An 18,898-nucleotide genomic window follows, 5' to 3' on the forward strand; every position below is an offset into this window, starting at 1 on the left:
GGCGTGACAAAAGGACGGTGAATTTATACAATCCATTGCATTTTCACTGCTTTTCACTATCTTCGCAACTAAAACCATTTCTAATTGACAAGGATATGAAAACAAGATGCTTATTGGGAGCGTTGCTCCTGTCCGTATGCAGTCTGGTGGGATGCAGCGATGATGACAACAACGGAAGCGGATCCGTCACCCCATTCGACTTGGGAAAGACCTATTATGAAACAAGACTGGCGCGGGGCGATACCCAAATCTACATCACGAACGGCAGCGGCGATGTCAGCCTGGCCATAGCAGATGAAACCGTGCTGCAAGCCACCTATGAGGAAATTCTTGGTGCCGATGAAGTGAAAGGAACCGTACATCTCATGGGGAAGCGGAAAGGAACCACCGCACTTACCCTGACCGACAACGTGACGGGCGACAAAGAGACGGTGGAAGTGAAGGTGACGGATTGCTATATCGCATACGAAATCATCGCGAGCAACCACCCTGCACTGCAACAAGACATGACGCTCTATCTGGTAAACAACGAAGCCCGCGACTGCTATTTCTACTCGGAGGACCAGCCGGATAGCACGCCTGCGGCAACGGGCACGTATGAATTTCTTGTGAAGCAGACAGAAGAAGGTACAGCCCCTTACCTGCGCTTGTCTTATCCTTCCAGTGCCGATGGGAGTTTTGCGGAAAGCGTTTCCGGACACGACTTCCGAATCGAAATGCAAGGGGCGGACGCCACCTCCTCGGCAAGCCTGACAATCATTGAAACATATTTAGGCGTGGATTGGGAAGCGCTCATCGCCGATGCCCAGGCCAAAAGCCTTCCTCCGGCGCGCTACACGTTGCTGCTGACCGTGCCGGATACGGACTACGTGATAACGGGCATATTGAGCACAGTGGCAATGCCGGAGAACGTATTAGACTGAATACGTTCTCCGGCATTGCAAATCATATAAGTTCATCCTCTGTAAGATTAATAATCTTACACTAAACGAAGCTATCTGCGTTGAGAGAAGAAGATAATAACAACAGCCTTTTATTCAATGCATGGTTATGGATTTGCGCATATAATTAAGGGTTATCTGCCCGACCGGCGAGTTTCCAGCCCGATATATTTTCCTGAATGTTCCATAAGTGTGCATACAGCCCTTTCTTTCGGATAAGTTCATTGTGCGTACCTTCTTCCTGTATCTGCCCGTTGTCCAGAACAATGATCCGGTCGGCGTTCTGAATGGTTTTAAGTCGGTGGGCAATGGCTATCACGGTACGTCCTTTGATGAGCGTGTCGATGGCTTTCTGCACTTCCACTTCGTTTTCGGGGTCGAGCGAAGCGGTCGCTTCGTCCAGTAGAATGATTGGCGCGTCTTTCAGAATGGCACGGGCTATGGATATGCGCTGCTTCTCACCGCCCGACAGGGTGCAGCCTCCTTCGCCTACCATCGTGTCATAGCCTTGAGGCAAGCGCATGATGAAGTCGTGGCAACAGGCTTTCTTGGCTGCGGCGATGATTTCCTCCTCCGTCGCATCGGTTTTGCCGAAACGGATGTTGTTGCGCAGGGTGTCCTGGAACAGATAAACATCCTGAAATACCATGGATATGTGGCTCATCAGGCTTTCGGGATCTGTTTCATCCATCGGAACATCGTTGAAGAAGATACGCCCTTTCTGTGGGTCGTAGAAACGGGCACAAAGCTTCATTACCGTACTTTTCCCGCTTCCCGAAGGACCGACAAGAGCTGTCAGTGAATTATTGGGAAGAGTAACGGTTACATCGTGCAACACTTCTTTATCTTGATAAGCGAACGATACGTGCTCGAACCGGATGTCGCCAGCCACCGGAGATTGCCGTTCCCCTTTCATTTCCGGTTCGTTCATCAGGCTAAGGATGCGTCCTCCGGCAATGGAGAAATAACGGAACTCGGTGAAATTGGTAAGGGCGGAAGTCAGCGGATCGAACACACGGGAACCGACTACGAGGAACAGTACGAATACGAGTATGGAAAGCTTGCCCCCTAGCAGAAGATAAGTTCCGCACAGAACCATCATCGTCAGTCCGGCACGAACCACTGTGATACTTAGCAAAACGAACGGACCTAACAAAGCTTCCTGGCGGATGCAGGCACGGCGAAGCTGGGCAAAGGCATCACGCAACCGGACGAAACGGTCGCCCAGCAGGTTGTAGGCTTTCATCACCCGGATGCCTTGCAGGTATTCTTCCAGCCGATTTCCGGCATCTATTTTGGCTTGAATCTGCTTGCCGCTCAGTTTCCTTTGTACACCTGTGCTTGCCCACAATACAAGCATGGCAAGCGGAAGCGCGGCAAACATGCTGACTGCCATCCTCCAGTCTATCCAGACCAGCGAAGCAAAAGCCAGTACGGGCATGACCACGGCACCCATCAGTTGGGGCAAGTGGTGCGAGATACCGGTTTCCGCCATCATGAAGTCCGTAATAAGCATGGAAGACAAATCGCCGGGGTCGCGTCTGGACAGGAATCCCAGCGAAAGTTTCCGTAGATGTTCAGCCAGCGATAAGCGTCCCGATGCGCTCATTTCGTAGGCTCCTCGGAAATTGGCACGATAGGATGCCCGTTCCGCCACTGCCATGACCAACATATAGGCAGCCATGATGCCGAATATCCACCAAAGGCGGGTGGTGTCAAGCGGCTGTCCGCTCCCGTCAAAGGCACTGAAGATGATGCGTACCGCTTCAATAGAGAGGCAGAACGGCACGATATTGACCAAGTTGGCAAGCATGGTGTATCCGACTGGCTTGTAAAGCCGTTCGGTATGTCCGATGGTAATGTTTTTGATTGCGTTCATATCTTGTTCTCCTTTTCAATTTTTGTTCAACGTCCAGTGGTAAGCACTCGTATAGGCATCCCACATATTCTTATATACACCTTCTGTGACGGACAAGACTTCGTGTTTTCCGCACTGCGCCATCCGTCCCTCTTTCATGACGATAATCTGGCTTGCGGAAACAACGGAAGAGAGGCGGTGCGCTATTACGATGACCGTCTTGTCTTTTATCAAAGATTGCAAAGCCATCTGCATCTTATACTCGTTTTCAGGGTCGGCGAAAGCCGTGGCTTCGTCCAGCACCAGTATCGGGGCATTCTTTAGGATAGCACGTGCCACACATATCCGTTGCGCTTCGCCTCCGGAGAGATACACACCTTTGTCGCCTATCCGCGTGTCGTATCCCTGCGGCAACCGTTCGATGAAGTCATGGCATTGGGCAGCTTTGGCTGCGGCTATCACTTTTTCCTGCGTGGCAGTGGGAGAGCCGACGGCAATGTTCTCATAGAGCGTGTCGTAAAACAGGAAAGTGTCCTGGAATACGAAAGACACCATGTCCATCAGCTTCTCCGTGGCTATCTGGCGGATGTCCACGCCGCCTATGCGTATTTCTCCCTGTTCCACATCCCAAAAGCGGGGAATCAGATTGGCTATCGTAGACTTGCCGCTCCCCGACGGACCGACAAGCGCCGTTATCTCTCCTTGCGGTGCCGTGAAGCTGACATCGCGCAAGGCTTCCGTCCGCGTTCCCTGTTCCGTGTTTTCGTAGGAGAATGATACATGGCGGAACTCCACATCGTAGGATGTAGGTACTTGTGGGTGCTCCGCTTCCGGTACAGGCTTTTTTCCCAAGATGCGGTCGATGCGTTTTACACCCTCATCGATGTCGCGCGTGTTGCCTCCCAGGAATGTCAGTTTATAGACGGGAGAAGCCATGCCCGGCCCCATGATGATGAAAAACAGCCATACCACCGCCAGCGACAAGGATTGCGGACTGGCCTGCATTAGCAGGATGCCCATGGGGAGAATGAACGTCACCATCGAATTGAGCAGAACCGTAAAGGCAATCATTCCGTTCTGATAAGTATCGCAGCACTTCAAGGCAAAGGTCTTATATGCTTGGATTTCGGCATTGAACTGACGGAACGAACGGACACTCTGCCCGAATATCTTGACCACGGGCATCCCCCGCACATACTGCACGGCGGACGCGCTCATCTTTTCCTGTGCGTCGTAGTAGATGCCCATAAACTCCCTTGCCCTTTTGCCCATGAAATTAGAGAATTGAAGAAACAGACTGACCACTACGACCGCCAGGCATACGGCCGTCAGCCACGCATCCAGCGAAAAGAAGATGGCAAGCATCACCGCCACCGTGGCTACCACGTTCACCAAGTCCGGGATGGTATGGGCGATGAACCCCTCTATCTTTTCGATGTTCTGGTCCATCGTTTTCTTGATGGCCCCGGTGGACGTGTTGTTCAGATACCCTAACGGAAGCCTGCCGATGTGTTCGGACAGGCGGACACGCAATCCATAGAGTATGCGGAAAGCCGCAATATGGGAAGACATCAAGGCGGCATACAGCAATACCAGTCCGCCGACAAGTCCCCCAAACGCTATCCAGCCCCAGCGTATCATGACGGCTCCGTCCGAAGCGGCGGGATTTCCTCCATGTGTCAGCAATTCTTTTAAAACTTCATAAACCGCCCAATAGGGCACGAGCATACACACCGCGCTGCCAGCAGACAACACGCCTGCCATGACGAGCAGCCCTTTCTTCTGTCCCGCTATCTCGAACAGCCGGGACAGACCTTCTTTCTTTTTTGTTTGATTCATTGTATATTATTTTGATAGGATTTTATATCCGAGTAATGAACTGAATTTATAACATAGCCAAGGAATGCGCCCTAATACTTGTCCGAAGAAGAATCCCCAGCGTGAGCGGAAAAACTTCATGTAGTTAGCTTGTTCGATGAGTTGCAAAGCCGGTTCCCATTGTTCCACCAGATGTCCGTCGCTCAATCCCGAACGGATTTGCGCCTCATGATGGCGGAGTGAATCGGGCTTTACACCATGCCGGCTCATCATGGTGCCACATACGTCAAACCACAACTCTCCACCTCCGAAACGGCTTGCCACGTGATGCAGGAAACTTTTTACCTGCTTCTCGTAAAAATACATCAGCACACCTTCCACAATGAAAATAAATTCCGCATCGGGATGTTTCCGACGTAGCTCGTCCATCCAGTCGGTTTCCAGTAAGGAAGCTGCGATATAAACATTACCTGTCTGTTCGGGTATCAATTCCCGACGTAGTGCCATGACTTCCGGCAAGTCCAAGTCATAAAAAACAGCTTTGGGGTTGCCGATACGCTGGAAACGGGTATCCAATCCGCACCCTACATTTACGACTACCGGACGGGGATGCGTATCGATAAACCGTTTTACGGCACGGTCGAAATACCAGCCGCGCACCACGCAGCCCACTTCGCTCAGCTTTGCCCCATCGAATTGGGAATAATCGTATTCCAAGCTGTCTGCCAACCGTTCCGCTGCCTTGTCATCCAGAATAGGATTGACACGGCGGCTTTCTTTCGCTCTCATGTATAGCGGAATGAGCAACGTCTCCGCCACAATGCTCTTAAATTCGTGTTTCTGTTTCATTATATTGTAATTTAATAGTAAACGTTTCGATTGAGTGAGAGCAAAGCGAGTTTACTTGCTTTGCCGAATGTGAGAAAAGTGCGCAAAAGCGAACGATATTCAGAAATGTTCATAAAAAAAGGAGGAAACCTCCGTGAAGATTTCCTCCTTGCCAACCGTTCCAATACGGTTGAATGTTCGTATGTACGTTGTCTGTATCTCATATTTGGATGATTGTCCTCCAGCCTTGAATTTCAAAAAGAATATAGTCGTGCAAGATGGTTTCCATTTCCTGTTGGGGAACCGAATGCATCAGCAGTTCTTCGAACAGGGTGAACATCCATACCGTATGCAGGTGGATGATGAAATCGGACACTGCCGTATTGATTTCGGGATGCTTCTGCCGCATGGACGTGAACCATGCCTTGACCAGTTCCGTAGAACGGTCGGTGTAGTTCTCGCGGAAATGTTCCAATGAAGAGCCTTGTGCGCGGAACAACAGAATTTCCATCAGCCCGCGGTGCGTGTTAATAAGCGAAACATATTCATCGATGCAGGACTTCAGATACTTTTCCGACCGCATCATCATAATATCCTCGCCCCGTATGCCGTGATGCTCCTGCAACATGGCTTCCAAGGCATACAAGACCGGACGGACCACTTCACGGAACAGCTCGTCTTTGTTCGCAAAATAGTTGTAGATGTTTCCGACCCCAACTCCTGCCAGTCCGGCTATTTCACGCATGGAAGTTTTGGAATATCCATTCTGCGCGAATTGCTGCCTGGCAATAGCCAATATACGGTCGCGTATGTCTTCTTTCAGCACTTGCATGATGTTTTCTGTTTTTTCTTTCTGCAAAAATACAAGGCTTGAAATAATCCGGCAATACCTATTTATAGGGATTTGTGGTAGGGGTATTCTTGGTCAGTTGTTATCCACCGGTTTCCCTAAAATTTTCCGGATGTGTTGCTCTAAGATGTGGTAAGCCGGTTCTGCCATGGAGCCGTGCCCGTGTCCGTCTATCTCGTAGAGGTAGGTTTCGGCATGTCCGGTCAGTTTCATCATCCGCCACATGTAGGCGTTTTCTTCGTATCGTCCGAAAAGCTCGATGTTGCGGTCGCCTGTAATCAATACCAAGGGAGGAGCGTCTTTCCGGACATGAAAGAGTGGGGCATACTCATCAATGGTCGGTTGCAGGTTTCCGATGCCTTTCATGTCCCGATAAGCGAAATGGCTGATCATCTGTCCGCTGAACGGGATGAGTCCTGCTATCTCATTGGCATCGGTCTGATAATTGGCGAGCCATTTCTTATCCAAGCCTATCATGGCGGTCAGATAGCCTCCTGCCGAGTGTCCCGATACGAAAATCTTCCGTTTGTCTCCTCCGTATTTCCCGATTTCGCGGAATACCCATGCCACGGCTGCCGCTGCATCATCAAGGCATTCGTTGATTTCCACTTTGGGAAGCAAACGGTAGTTGACGGCGACAAGCACCATGCCCTTTTCTTTCAGTTTCCACGGGAAAGACTTGTTGCCTTGTGTCAGTCCGCCTCCGTGAAACCATACGACAACAGGGCATCCCGTCGTGTCTTCGGGATAATAGATGTCTAACTTGCAGCGTTCTTTCACGTAGGCTTCTTCCGATTCCTTGTAGGGAATGTCGTGCACTTCGGTATATTTCAGGGTTGTGCCCCAAGCAATGCTGCCTAACAGCATCGCCAAAAGAATTAAACTTAATCGTTTCATGGTTTTTGTTGAATTATTAGAAACGCAGATTATTGTAATTTACGATTTGACAATTTACTATCTACTATTTGAACTTTAAATCGTACTTCGTAAATCGAAAAATAGTAAATTAAAATAATCTGCGAAAATCTGTGTTAATCTGCGTTTCTGAACTGACTGTTTGTATAGACTTTAAAATCTAAATTGAAAATCTGTGTAATCTGTGGTGAAAAAGTCAGAAGCGTTCGATGACCTCCATGCACATGCGGCCGTTGTGGTAAGGACATTTCCAGAATCCAGCCTTGTCATCGCGGCGGTTTACGGTGCCGTCGGGCAGGAGGCTCCAGTGCCATTCGCCTTGTTTGTAGTCTATCAGTTTCGTCTTGATGAACTCCCAGCAACGGGCGGCGGTGTCGAGAGCTTCCGTGTCGCCGAAGTGCTGGTAGAGATTGATGTGTCCTACTACGTTTTCCGCCTGTACCCACCAGTGCAGTTCACGGTCTATCTTTTGTTTGTCGAGGAAGTTTTCGTATATCATGCTTCCATCGGGATTTAGTCCTTCATCGGCGGCTTGAGCTATCCGGATGATGATGGGCTCTATCCGTTTCAGCACTTCCGGGTCGCCCAGTACCAATGCCGCTTCGTGGATAAGCCATGAGGCTTCGATGTCGTGACCGTACGAATAGATGCGGTATTTGTTGGTCCAGTCTTCTTCGAAGAACAGGTTGAGGTGTCCGGTCTGTGGGTCGAGGATGCGGGTGATGAATACTTCAATCAGGTTCCGTAGTTGTCGTTCCAGCTGTTCGTCCTTCCATACGCGGTAGAGGTTGGTGTAAGGTTCCAGGATGTGCAGGTGCGTGTTCATCGTTTTCTTTTCGTTTTCGTCCTTGTCGCTCAGGCGCATGTCTTCGATGGGTTGCCAGTCGCGGGTCAATGCTTCCACATATCCGTTTTGTTCGGAATCGAAGCTGTGTTGTTCGATGACATCAAATAATTGTTGGGCATACGCCAAGGCTTCTTCATCACCTGTAGCACGGGCGTATTCACTCAGTCCGTAAATGGCAAACCCGATGGCATAGATTTGTTTTTTCGTATCGAGCGGATTGCCTTTATAGTCCAGTTCCCAGTAAATGCCGCCGTACTGCGGGTCGTAGAACCGGTCTATCAGATAGCGTTTGGCACGGGTAGCTGTTTCTAAGTATTCGGGTTTCTTCAGCAGGCGGTAGGCAGACGAGAACGTCCACAGGATGCGTGCGTTCAGTATCGCGCCTTTCGATGCTTCAGGTTTCAATTCGTCTTCGCCGGTGATTTGTCCGTAGAAGCCGCCTTCTTCGTTATCTTCCATTTTGTTCATCCAAAACGGAAGGATGTTGTTTTCAAGCTCGGAGTGCATTTCGTTCCGGAGCTGGTTGATAAGTTGATTCATGGTGTATCGTTTTTTTTCACCACAGATTACACAGATTTTCAATTTAGATTTTATCAGCTTCCTATCCAATTAAAAAATCTGTGTAATCTGTGGTGAGAATGAAAGTTAGGATTTCCGTTTCTCGTTCAGCTTGCCGATGATTTCTTTCATCTTCTGTTCGCCCAGCGGATAACCGATGACGAAGAGCATTGAGACGAATGCTGCAGCCCCGGGCAACCAGCTGAGGAACAGTTTGATGCCGTGGATGGTCTCGGCACTCTGTTCGGCATTGGCTTGGAATCCGAAGTAGGAGAGCAGCCAGCCCGTTACTGCCGTGCCGATTGCCCAGCCGAACTTCTGGCTCATCGACGAGGCACTGAAGATAAGTCCTGTGGCACGGTTTCCGCTACACAGTTCGGAATAATCGGCACAGTCGGCATACATCGACCACAGGAGCGGGAAGATGCTTCCGGCACAGATACTGATGAGGCATTGGAAGACGAATATCCATACGAGGTCGCTTTTGTCGAACCAATAGAAGATGATGCTGAGTGCGGTGGCAAGGAGCATGGCGATGGCAAAGGTGTTTTTCTTGCCTATCTTGTTGCTGACCGGAGCCGCCAAGACTACGCCGATGATATTGGCAGCCTGGCCTACAGAGAGGAAGAGTCCGCTCAGCACGAACGACATCCCGAAAAGCCTGATGACGTGGAAGTCTGATTCCACGATGTAATATTTGAAGTAGTACACCGCCGCTCCGTCGCGGATGGAATTGAACACCAGCGAGGCGATTCCGGCTCCGAACAGAATCCACCACGGGCGGTTATGGAAGAGGTCGTGTATGTCATCCTTCAATGAGCTTTTCGCTTCCTTGATAGGTTTTACCCGTTCTTTGGTCCACGAGAAGCAGCCGAAGAAAAGCAAGACGCACATTGCCGCAATGACCATTACAGCCATCAGCCAGCCATGTTGTTGGGCGGCTATGTCCGTACTGTGTCCGCTGAAAGCGTTTGCCATGGGCATGAACAGCAGCAGGGCGATGAAACTTCCGATGTAGGCGAACATCATGCGGAAAGTAGAAAGCGTGCCGCGTTCTTTCGGGTTGGGGCTCATGACGCCTAAGAGCGAAGCGTAGGGCACGTTGATGCCCGAATAGACCATCATCATCAGCGAATAGGTGATGTAGGCGTAGACTAATTTACCCGCTTCGCCAAAAGGAGGTGTATAGAAAGTCAGTATGCCGATAAGTCCGAACGGGACGGCAAGAAAGAGCAGGTAGGGGCGGAACTTTCCCCAACGGCTCGACGTACGGTCGGCGATGATGCCGATGACAGGGTCGAATACCGAGTCCCACACACGGGTGACGAGGAACATTGTGCCCACCATGGCTGCCGGAAGTCCGAATACATCGGTATAGAAAATCATCAGGTAGGCTCCGAACAGCTTCCAGAACATCGAGGAAGCCATGTCGCCCAGCCCGTATCCGATTTTTTCTTTGAGTTTTATCATGGTTTTCTTTATGTTTTAATTATCGGGTTCACCACAGAGGGAATTTATGATTGGTTTGTGAAAAAATGAAATGGAACACAGAGACACGAAGACACAGAGTTTTTCAAATTGAGAATTGACAATTCCTCCGTGTCTCTGTGCCTCTGTGTTCAATGTCTTATTCATTTCCCAAGGTTCTTGTCAATGAGCCGTTTCAGCGTTTCTACCGAAGCGGTAGTAGTCAAGCCGTCTTGAGGCGTGTTCATGCAGTAGTCTACCAACTTGTCGATGGTAGATACCGCAACGTGCATCCGCGTGTCAGAAGAAGCGTAATAGATGTACACCGTGCCGTCGTCATCGGCAATCCAGCCGTTGGTGAACAATACATTTGATACATCGCCGATGCGTTCTTCACCTTCGGGAGCCATGAAGTAGCCGCCCGGCGAAGCGATAAGTTCGCTCGGGTCTTCCAAAGAAGTCATATACATATATAATACGTAGCGCAGCCCGGCAGCACATCCGCGTACGCCGTGAGCCAAATGCAGCCAGCCTTTCGGACTCTTGATAGGGTGCGGTCCCTCGCCGTTCTTCACTTCCTTGATGGTGTGGTAGTAGCGGAGGTCGATGATTTTCTCTTCCTTCACTTCGGCATGCGTGATGTCGTCAATCAGTGCCCAGCCGATTCCTCCTCCGCTTCCGGCATCGATGAATCCGTCTTGCGGACGGGTGTAGAGGGCGTATTTGCCGTTGACAAATTCGGGATGAAGCACCACGTTACGCTGCTGGCTCTTCGATTTCAGGTCGGGCAGGCGTTCCCATGTCTTCAAGTCTTTGGTGCGGGCGATGCCTGCAGTGGCTGTAGCAGAAGAGAGGTCGCCTGCCGGAGCATTGTTGTCATGGCGTTCGGCACAGAAGATACCATATATCCAGCCGTCTTCGTGAGCCGTGAGTCGCATGTCGTAGATGTTGGTGGCGGGGATAACGTCATCGGGCATGGTTACAGGGTAATCCCAGAAGCGGAAGTTGTCTACCCCGTTGGGGCTTTCCGCTACGGCGAAGAACGATTTGCGGTCAGCACCTTCCACGCGGGCTACGAGCAGGTATTTCCCGTTCCATTTAATCGCTCCCGAGTTAAGCACGGCGTTCATGCCGATGCGTTCCATCAGGTAAGGATTGGTTTTCTCGTCAAGGTCGTAACGCCAGAAGATAGGGGTATGCGCTGCGGTCAAGACGGGGTATTTATAGCGTGTGTACACGCCATTGCTTTCAGCTACAGGTTCGTTCTTACGTGTGATGAGTGCCTCGTGACGGGCAATGAGGTCTTTTACTTTTTCTTCAAATGAGGTCATATTCGTGGTTGTTTATGGTTATTATGGAAATGAACACAGAGGCACGAAGGCACAGCATTTTATTTTGAGCATACAAAGTTCACAAAGTTTGCTTTAATTCTCTGTGTCTTTGTGTCTCTGTGTTCAATTTAAATTAGTTACTTTTCATATCTCCGGCAAAAAGAGTTTTCGGGTCGTTGTAGAACTTCACGAAGTCCTGTTCCGATACTTGTCCCGGATAAGGTGCATAAAAGTGGTTTTCCTTTTCGCGGGCATTGCGCCATACCAGTACGTAACTGATGGGATATTTCTGGATAATAGGCATCAGTGTTCCGGTCCACCATGTAGAATCGGGAATGGTCTCGTATCCGGTCTCGGTAACGGCAATGGCTTTATTGTGCGACTTGCCTATCTGGGTCATTATCCGCAGTGATTTGTCGAGTGCCTGTTCGTAGGCGGCTCTTTCGAACTGGTAGGCATCTACGCCGATGAGGTCGACGATGCTGTCTCCCGGATAGCGTTCCAGGTATTCGGTCGTGTCGTTCGGCTCAATGCCGGGCGAATATGCCCAAAGCAACTGGTCGGCACCTTTTTCTTTCATGCGGTTGTAAGTCATGCTCCACAATGCTTTATATTCTTCGGTAGAGCAGAGTTTCTGTCCCCACCAGAACCAGCTTCCGGTATGTTCGTGCCACGGACGGAAGAGGACGGGCACTTTGGTGCCGTCTGCTGTGCGGATGGAGTTCATGTAATCGGCGGCACGGTCCAGCCATGTGATGAATTTCTCATGGTTGGCTCCTCCGGGCAAAACGGAACGCACAACGGTAGAATCGGATACATCCCATGTGTCTTTTCCGGTCTGCGGATTATCGAGGTGCCAGCTGAAGGAGGACATACCGCCCCTTTCGTATTGTGCTACCACTTCACGTCGGATGCGTTCGAACGATACTTTATCGAGATTGACGCTATCGTTCAGTTCGATATGTCCCAAGTCGAACGACATCATGGCGGGATAGTCGCCACACACGCTTTTCACGTCGCTGCGGTTTTCATCTCCGTCCCAGCGGATGCCATACACGGGATCATCGTGATGTCCGAACATAAACACACCTTGCTCGGGAAGTGTCTTCAGTGTCTGGAGCATCGCGAGCGCTTCGGGTGTGCGCGTCGGTTTAGGTGTTTCTTTTTGTTGTGAACTGCAAGCGGTGATGCAAGTTCCAATAAGAAATGTTGAAATGATTAATTGGGGTATTTTCATAATATTTAGTTTGATTGTTTACTGATGCAAAGGTAGCAAACTTTGGTGCCATTTAATAATACGATTTTAGCATATATGTGTACGTTTCTTCATTTTTCGAAAGCGGGGCAAGAAAAGTCTTTTGTATATAGATAAAAATCGTATTTTTGTGCGAGATTTGAATAGTCTTTTTTAGAGAAAGTTGTTTTATGGTATCACATATTTATTATTTACAGACTGCCATTCCTTTGTCTGATGTAAAATCGGCGGTGCATGCCTTGTTGGCAGAAACTCGAAAAAATAAGATTTCCGGATTGGTCTTTTTTGCTTCTTGCCCGAATGATGGGTATCCTTTTATCTTACAATGTATTAAAGATGTTGTGTATGAAGAAGTTGGCAGGAGCGTACTGGTTACATTAGTACCCGAATTATTGGTTTCTTCTGCGTCTCTTTGCGTAGAAGTCTATGAGGTGGAGGATGCCGCAAGGCGGATAAGCGGGGTTTATGATTCTATCCATTATCAATGTATAGAAGATGATACACAAGTGTTGGTAGAAATAGAAGGGATTCCTTCTTCTGATTTCACACAGGCTGTATCCATTCAGAGCAAAGAAATATTTGATAAACTCCAGCGCCTGCTTTATGAATTAGGTTTTGAAGTCAGCGATATTGTGCGCCAATGGAATTATATAGGAAGTATTACCGGATATCGGGAAACGATACAAAATTATCAGGCGTATAACGATGCCCGTTCTTTGTTCTATCAAGATGTGCAATGGTGTTATGGCTATCCTGCGGCAACAGGTATCGGAGCGCATTTCAATGGTATCATTGTGGGGGGTATTGCATTGAAGAACAAGGTCGGGAAAGAAGGGGGAATTTATGCGTTAAACAATCCGTTGCAAATAGCCGCGCATGCTTATTCTTCGGAAGTACTGGTTGATTCGAACCGGAATGCGTTGAAAACTACGCCTAAGTTTGAGCGGGCCAAGCTGGTGGAGTTTGCGGGTGATTGGTATTGTTTCATATCGGGAACCGCTTCGATACGGGGAGAGAAAAGCACGAATGCTTTGTCTCCGCAACAGCAGGCACGGCAAACGATAGAAAACATCCGTTACCTGATTTCAAAAGAGAATCTGAAACGGCATGCGTGCCCTGCGGTTTCGCTTGATTTGTGCAACTTGCGGGTTTATATCAAAGATAAGGCATTTTATGAGGAAATCCGTTCGATAGTAGAGGCGGAATTTCCGGATGTTCCTGCTGTTTATCTTGTCACGGATATTTGCCGGACCGAATTGTTGGTTGAAATGGAAGGCATTTGTATATGCAGGCAAAAAAATTAAGAAAATTTCCCTCAGTATATAAAAGGTGTAAGCGGAGTCCGTTTCTTCCCAAACTTACAGGATATGCCTCCGCGTTGTCTTGCTTGGCTTGTGTGGTCGGGTTGACTATATGGATGGGATTAGTAGGGAAAGTATCTGAAAATGGGATGCAATTGTTTATCCCTTTTTCAATTGCATACGGATGGATGGCGTGCATTTTAGGTTGGGTCTCTTTGCGTCAGGTTGGTGCTTTGTTGCATAAACGGAAGTTTTTCCTTTTTTGTTGTCATTTCGGGTTGTTTATCATATTGGTGTGTGCTTCTTTGGGCAGCGTCGCCCGGCAAAGCTTGACGATGGTTATTGGGGTTGGCGAACAAAAACGGGAAGGCGTTGACAGCTCAGGACATCTGCGTGAGCTCCCTTTTGCTATCGAGTTGAAGCGTTTGGAAGCAGGTGAATTGCCCTCGGACCGTATTGTCTCGGAAGTGAATGTTTATCCTTGTGAGGATGGAATGCCCAATAAAAGGGTAGAGGTAAACCAACCGGCGGATGTGATGGGATGGAAGATTTATCAGATAGGCTTTGATAAAAATAAGGGAGATGCAACAGGTGTTTCTATATTTGAACTTCTATTTGACCCTTGGCTGCCTTTTGTATATATAGGTATGGGAGTCATGGCATTGGGAGGATTGGTTTTGTTGTTTTTCTCTTTTACGGGGTGGCGTGAAAACATACGTTGGAAATCTGTATGCATAGCGGCTGTCGGAGGATTGCTTGTAGCGGTGTTTGCTTGTTCGGATATTGTTATTCCGAAGTTGTCGGGTGATGCTTTGCCTCCGGTGTTGCGGAGCCCGTGGTTCATTCCGCATGTGTTTTTTTATGTGTTAGCCTATATCTTGTTGGGGGCTTCTGCGCTGACAGGGCTGTATCTTTTGTGTTCGAAAAAGTGTGAAAACGATGTTGGTACGATGAGGCTTTGTGATAAATTGGTCTATATGGGTGTGGCATGGATGACATTAGGGATGTTGACCGGAGCCGTGTGGGCGAAAGAGGCTTGGGGACATTATTGGACGTGGGACCCGAAAGAGACTTGGGCTGCGGTTGCATGGTTCTCATATTTGGGATATATCCATCTGCGCCGCGGATATGTTTCAAAAAAGCGTTTGGCTTTGTCGGTTTTATTGATTTCTTTTATCTTGCTGCAGATGTGTTGGTGGGGAGTAAACTATCTTCCTTCGGCTCAAGGAGCAAGTCTTCATGTATATCGTTGAGGCGATTTACTATACTTAATCGTTTATTTGTATTATCTTCTTGCTTCAACGCAGATAGCTTCGTTTGGTGTAAGATTATTAATCTTCCGCTTGTAAGATTAATAATCTTGCAGCCTGAAGATTAATAATCTTACAGCGGATGAGCCTATATGCGTTTGCCGCCGCACCTATATCCGCAGGCTTCCGCAACCGGCTGTGTCTTGCAATGATGCTACCTGTCACGCCGGTGTGACAGATGGTTTTAAACATTTTCCTCCGTGTTACTCTGTGCCCTCTGTAGTGAATGTTATCATATAAGCTAATTATGAACAGTACTTATTCCTCTTATTGGGCTTTCAGCTTGATGCGTTCCGGTTGGGTAATTTTACTTCTTAGCTCGTTTACATTGAGCTGGATAGGACTACTGATGAAGTCGGGTACGTTGTAGGAATAGACCAAATCGGTATAATAATCAAGCGGGTTTTGTTGTGGCAGCATGAACGGTTTAGTGATATTCCCTTTTTCGTCAATGCTTGCGAAATAGAGATAAGTGTAAAGCCCGTTATCCCGCCGGGAACTGAAGACAAACCAGCGTGAGTTGCTGCTCCAGTTATGAAAACTTTCCGTATCAGTGCTGTTTGCTTCTTTTATCGGACGGTATTCTCCGGTTTTTAAGTCAAGCAAATACAAGTCGGCTTCTTTGTGCCAAATAGAGAAATTCCCGTAATCGGATAGGGTGAACATCAGGTAACGTCCGTCGTAAGAAGGGCGGGGAAACGAAACGCTTTTTCCGGTTTGGCTCGATGAAACCAATGTATCCACTTTCTCGCTGGTATGTCCGGTCTCAGGATTGAAGGAAACACGGCATAAACTGTATTTTACGTTTTTGTATTCTTCCGGCATGGATTTTGCCTCCGCACTACAGAAGTAGAGGTTTTTTCCGTCTGGCGAAAAGGCAGGAAACGTCTCGAATGCGTTTGGGCTTTGCAGGGCGGGCTGAAGCAATAGTCTGTGTGTTTCCGGATGGTAAATGACAATATCCGATGCGTTGTCCATGACCTCGATGCGTTCTTCTTTCACGGCGTGGAAACCTTGCCGGGTATTGTTGGTCGAATAAGCGATGTATTTGCCTGAAGGATGCCAATATGGGTAAACGCAGGCTGATAAGGTTGAGTCGGTTTTCGTGTCCAGCATTTCTATGCTTTCGTTTTGGGCAAAAAGGGTGCCTCCGTTCATGCCGCGCACGTGCAGGCTCAGCTTCTCGGGTTGTGTCTGGTTCATGGTATGGCAATTAACGCACATACCGGGTACCAGTGTATTTTCTATTACGGCTTTTTCTTCGAAATTAGACAGGTTTCGTTGGTAGATTCCCATTTTGCTGTATACTTCATATCCGGGCGCTATCAGGCGGTAAGCCACGCCGTAATCAATCGGATATTCGCTGACATACATCGGGAAGCTGCGGTATTGAAACCATTTTCCGCCTTTTTTGAGCGATACGGTGAACATCAGGCTGTCTCCTTTGTTTTGTTCTGCCAGTTGATGCCATTCGTCTTCATCGAAAGAAATGGTTTTCCCGTTTACATGGAGTGCTTTCCCTTGTGTCCCTTTTACGATTACATCCGCTTTTTCGTAGGTTTTATCGGTTATTGAGAAGTTCATGGGAGCGATAGTCGCCGGAATGGTCACTTCGGTATAATCCGGATAGATGGGCGGATATCCGTTAACCGGTTGAGGAGAGGTCACTTTTTCGGTACATGCTGTCAGAAGAAGGAAGCCGACTCCGAATGCAAATTGTGTAATTATCTGTTTCATATCTGTTTATCTGAATAATAGGTAATACCAATAAGTGTGTTCGAAATGTTGCTTGAAGAATGATTCGTTCGATGGATTATGTACGTAAGCTCTTGCGAATTCGGTGATTTCTTGTTGTACGACAGGCGAGATGCTCCAAGGCATTCCTTTGAACGAACTGTGTTGCTGTGTCCATACATACGACAAGGCTTCCTGATAGCTGCGTGGAATTTGGGTGTATCCCATGTCTTTTCCTAACGGATAATACCGTAAGAATGCATTGATGTCTTTATTTAGCAACTCGTATGCCAAGAGGTATTCGAACGCCATCCGGTTATTTGGATTGCTGTTCAGCAAGATTCCTAAAATAATGTCTTTTTGACTTTCGTCGAACAGGAAATCTTCTTTATAAAGGTAAGAACGCAAACGTCCCCATTCGGGATGGGCGTTGATTTTCTTTTCGTCATGCAGGTAAGACAAGGCATCGTTTGCCCATTCTTTATAAAATAAGGTGTGTTGTAAGGCTTTTAAGTATTTTTCGGCAACGGCATAATCGCCGTTAATGATGTTGGTTTCGGCAAGCCTTTGATAGCAGCGTGCGCTTTTCTGGAAAGACGGAATAGCTTCCATGGCTTCGAAGGTGAACCGTTGGGAAGTATTGATCATTCCTAAATGGTAATAGACTTCGTTTACAATCAGCGGAGAATTGAAATCACGTATAAAGTCGGGAAGCAGACCTCCCGTCCCGTTTTGATAGAATTGGAACATGCGTTCACCCAATTGGCCGGTTTTTCCTAATGCAAGGTTCAGGCATACTACCTCAAGCGGGGTGGATGGTGTTTCCTTTTCTGCCATTCTGATGATTTTGTCCCATTGCCGGGTGTATGTATAATGGTCGTAAGACATTACTTTTTCTTTTTGCCAGTCGCAAGCGTAATAAATGCCGAGCCAGCCTAAGATGCCTAATGCGGCAATTTGCATTCCTTTTGCAATTCGTTTCCGTTTTTCTTTTATCGGAGGGAGGCAGATAGATAAGAGTAAAGCCAGGCATACCGAGGCACAAGCCAGTATGCCGTTAAGCGGGATTCCTGTCGGATAGCGGTAATAACCGATGCCGGTCATCAGGCGGATAACGGGGTATTGCAGATAAAAAGAGGTGATGTACGGGCATAGGAAAGCGATGCATAAAAACAACAGGCTTCCAGCTATACGTACCGCTTTTTTATAGGGCTTCCAAAGTAAAAGTTCCTGAATAAGGGTCAATACAGCAAAGAGCCAATGGATTCCTCCGGCTATCCAATAAACAAAAGGTGTCAGCAGTATGATGCATCCCCAACGTAACGGCGCATTCTGTATAGAGCGGGGAATGAGTGCTATGGCTAAGGTGGTCACTAATGCAATGATGCCTGCCAGCATATTGTTTTCATCGCACAGGAAGCACCATGAGAGAATGGCAGGCAAGTAGGATAAATACAACCAGTCTTTTCTTCGGGTGGCAGGCATTAGCTTGTATGTCAATGCCTGTACGCATAGCAATACGCAGGTAAGAATAATTGCGCCTGCCCATTGGTTGCGAAAGAGTTGGGTCAGGAACTCAGCCGCATATTCGCAGATGCCTCCCGGATGAAGGCATTTGTCAATCCAGTAATCAGAGGTGAGCAGGAAAAGCTGGAACTGTTCTTGATAAGTGATATGGAAAGCATAATATCCTTTCCAAAATAGCAGTGCCAGGATTATAAAGCATGTTTTAACTATAAATCGGTCGTTCTTCCACATAGTTTCTCGTTAAAAAAGGTCGGTCGTTTTTTATAACACTTCAAAGATACGCATCTTCCTTGTATTATCAATAAGTTTCTTGAACAAAAAGAGACTGAAAGGGTTTTGTTAGAATTTCCAATTCAGT

Annotated in this window: 14 protein-coding genes; 3 read left to right on the forward strand and 11 right to left on the reverse strand. The window is 48.0% G+C overall.

Going from position 1 to position 18,898, the window contains the following annotated elements; translation table 11 throughout:
- The first annotated feature begins 95 nt into the window (after positions 1–95).
- Complete coding sequence (locus B5G04_RS17235; RefSeq protein WP_087398167.1) at positions 96–923, forward strand: hypothetical protein; 828 nt, start codon at positions 96–98, stop codon at positions 921–923.
- Positions 924–1,068: 145 nt separating this feature from the next.
- Here the strand turns inward: B5G04_RS17235 and B5G04_RS17240 are convergent, their stop codons facing one another.
- The 9 genes from B5G04_RS17240 to B5G04_RS17280 all read right to left on the reverse strand — a co-directional run bounded on the left by B5G04_RS17240 (position 1,069) and on the right by B5G04_RS17280 (position 12,650).
- Positions 1,069–2,820, reverse strand: a complete 1,752-nt coding sequence (locus B5G04_RS17240) for an ABC transporter ATP-binding protein (protein ID WP_087398168.1) — start codon at positions 2,818–2,820, stop codon at positions 1,069–1,071.
- A gap of 15 nt (positions 2,821–2,835) precedes the next feature.
- Positions 2,836–4,638 carry an ABC transporter ATP-binding protein gene (locus tag B5G04_RS17245; RefSeq protein ID WP_087398169.1) on the reverse strand — a complete coding sequence of 601 codons (1,803 nt, stop codon included), beginning with the start codon at positions 4,636–4,638 and terminating at the stop codon, positions 2,836–2,838.
- Positions 4,639–4,644: 6 nt separating this feature from the next.
- A complete protein-coding gene (locus tag B5G04_RS17250; protein WP_022039070.1) occupies positions 4,645–5,466 on the reverse strand; it encodes a class I SAM-dependent methyltransferase in 822 nt (273 codons plus the stop codon).
- 199 nt (positions 5,467–5,665) lie between these two features.
- Positions 5,666–6,277 carry a TetR/AcrR family transcriptional regulator gene (locus B5G04_RS17255; protein ID WP_087398170.1) on the reverse strand — a complete coding sequence of 204 codons (612 nt, stop codon included), beginning with the start codon at positions 6,275–6,277 and terminating at the stop codon, positions 5,666–5,668.
- 93 nt (positions 6,278–6,370) lie between these two features.
- Complete coding sequence (locus B5G04_RS17260) at positions 6,371–7,192, reverse strand: alpha/beta hydrolase (RefSeq protein WP_087398171.1); 822 nt, start codon at positions 7,190–7,192, stop codon at positions 6,371–6,373.
- Between the two features lie 214 nt (positions 7,193–7,406).
- On the reverse strand, positions 7,407–8,597 hold the full coding sequence (locus B5G04_RS17265) for an AGE family epimerase/isomerase (RefSeq protein WP_087398172.1): 1,191 nt from the start codon (positions 8,595–8,597) through the stop codon (positions 7,407–7,409).
- Between the two features lie 105 nt (positions 8,598–8,702).
- Positions 8,703–10,085, reverse strand: a complete 1,383-nt coding sequence (locus tag B5G04_RS17270) for an MFS transporter (protein WP_087398173.1) — start codon at positions 10,083–10,085, stop codon at positions 8,703–8,705.
- 161 nt (positions 10,086–10,246) lie between these two features.
- Positions 10,247–11,413: a glycoside hydrolase family 130 protein gene (locus B5G04_RS17275; RefSeq protein ID WP_087398174.1), complete on the reverse strand. Its 1,167-nt coding sequence runs from the start codon at positions 11,411–11,413 to the stop codon at positions 10,247–10,249.
- Between the two features lie 133 nt (positions 11,414–11,546).
- Positions 11,547–12,650 (reverse strand): glycosyl hydrolase, encoded by a 1,104-nt coding sequence (locus tag B5G04_RS17280; RefSeq protein ID WP_087398175.1) that lies wholly within the window; start codon positions 12,648–12,650, stop codon positions 11,547–11,549.
- Between the two features lie 188 nt (positions 12,651–12,838).
- On the opposite strand from B5G04_RS17280, the gene B5G04_RS17285 reads away from it, so the two are divergent.
- Positions 12,839–13,972 carry a hypothetical protein gene (locus tag B5G04_RS17285; protein WP_087398176.1) on the forward strand — a complete coding sequence of 378 codons (1,134 nt, stop codon included), beginning with the start codon at positions 12,839–12,841 and terminating at the stop codon, positions 13,970–13,972.
- 113 nt (positions 13,973–14,085) lie between these two features.
- Positions 14,086–15,222 carry a cytochrome c biogenesis protein CcsA gene (gene ccsA / locus B5G04_RS20040; protein ID WP_239414140.1) on the forward strand — a complete coding sequence of 379 codons (1,137 nt, stop codon included), beginning with the start codon at positions 14,086–14,088 and terminating at the stop codon, positions 15,220–15,222.
- A 324-nt stretch (positions 15,223–15,546) separates the two neighbouring features.
- Here the strand turns inward: ccsA and B5G04_RS17295 are convergent, their stop codons facing one another.
- Together B5G04_RS17295 and B5G04_RS17300 are read right to left on the reverse strand one after the other, a co-directional pair.
- Positions 15,547–17,016 carry a PD40 domain-containing protein gene (locus B5G04_RS17295; protein WP_087398178.1) on the reverse strand — a complete coding sequence of 490 codons (1,470 nt, stop codon included), beginning with the start codon at positions 17,014–17,016 and terminating at the stop codon, positions 15,547–15,549.
- Between the two features lie 6 nt (positions 17,017–17,022).
- On the reverse strand, positions 17,023–18,771 hold the full coding sequence (locus B5G04_RS17300) for a DUF6057 family protein (protein WP_087398179.1): 1,749 nt from the start codon (positions 18,769–18,771) through the stop codon (positions 17,023–17,025).
- Positions 18,772–18,898 lie beyond the last annotated feature (127 nt).

This window comes from Bacteroides sp. An51A (assembly GCF_002161565.1).
GTDB lineage: Bacteria > Bacteroidota > Bacteroidia > Bacteroidales > Bacteroidaceae > Phocaeicola > Phocaeicola intestinalis.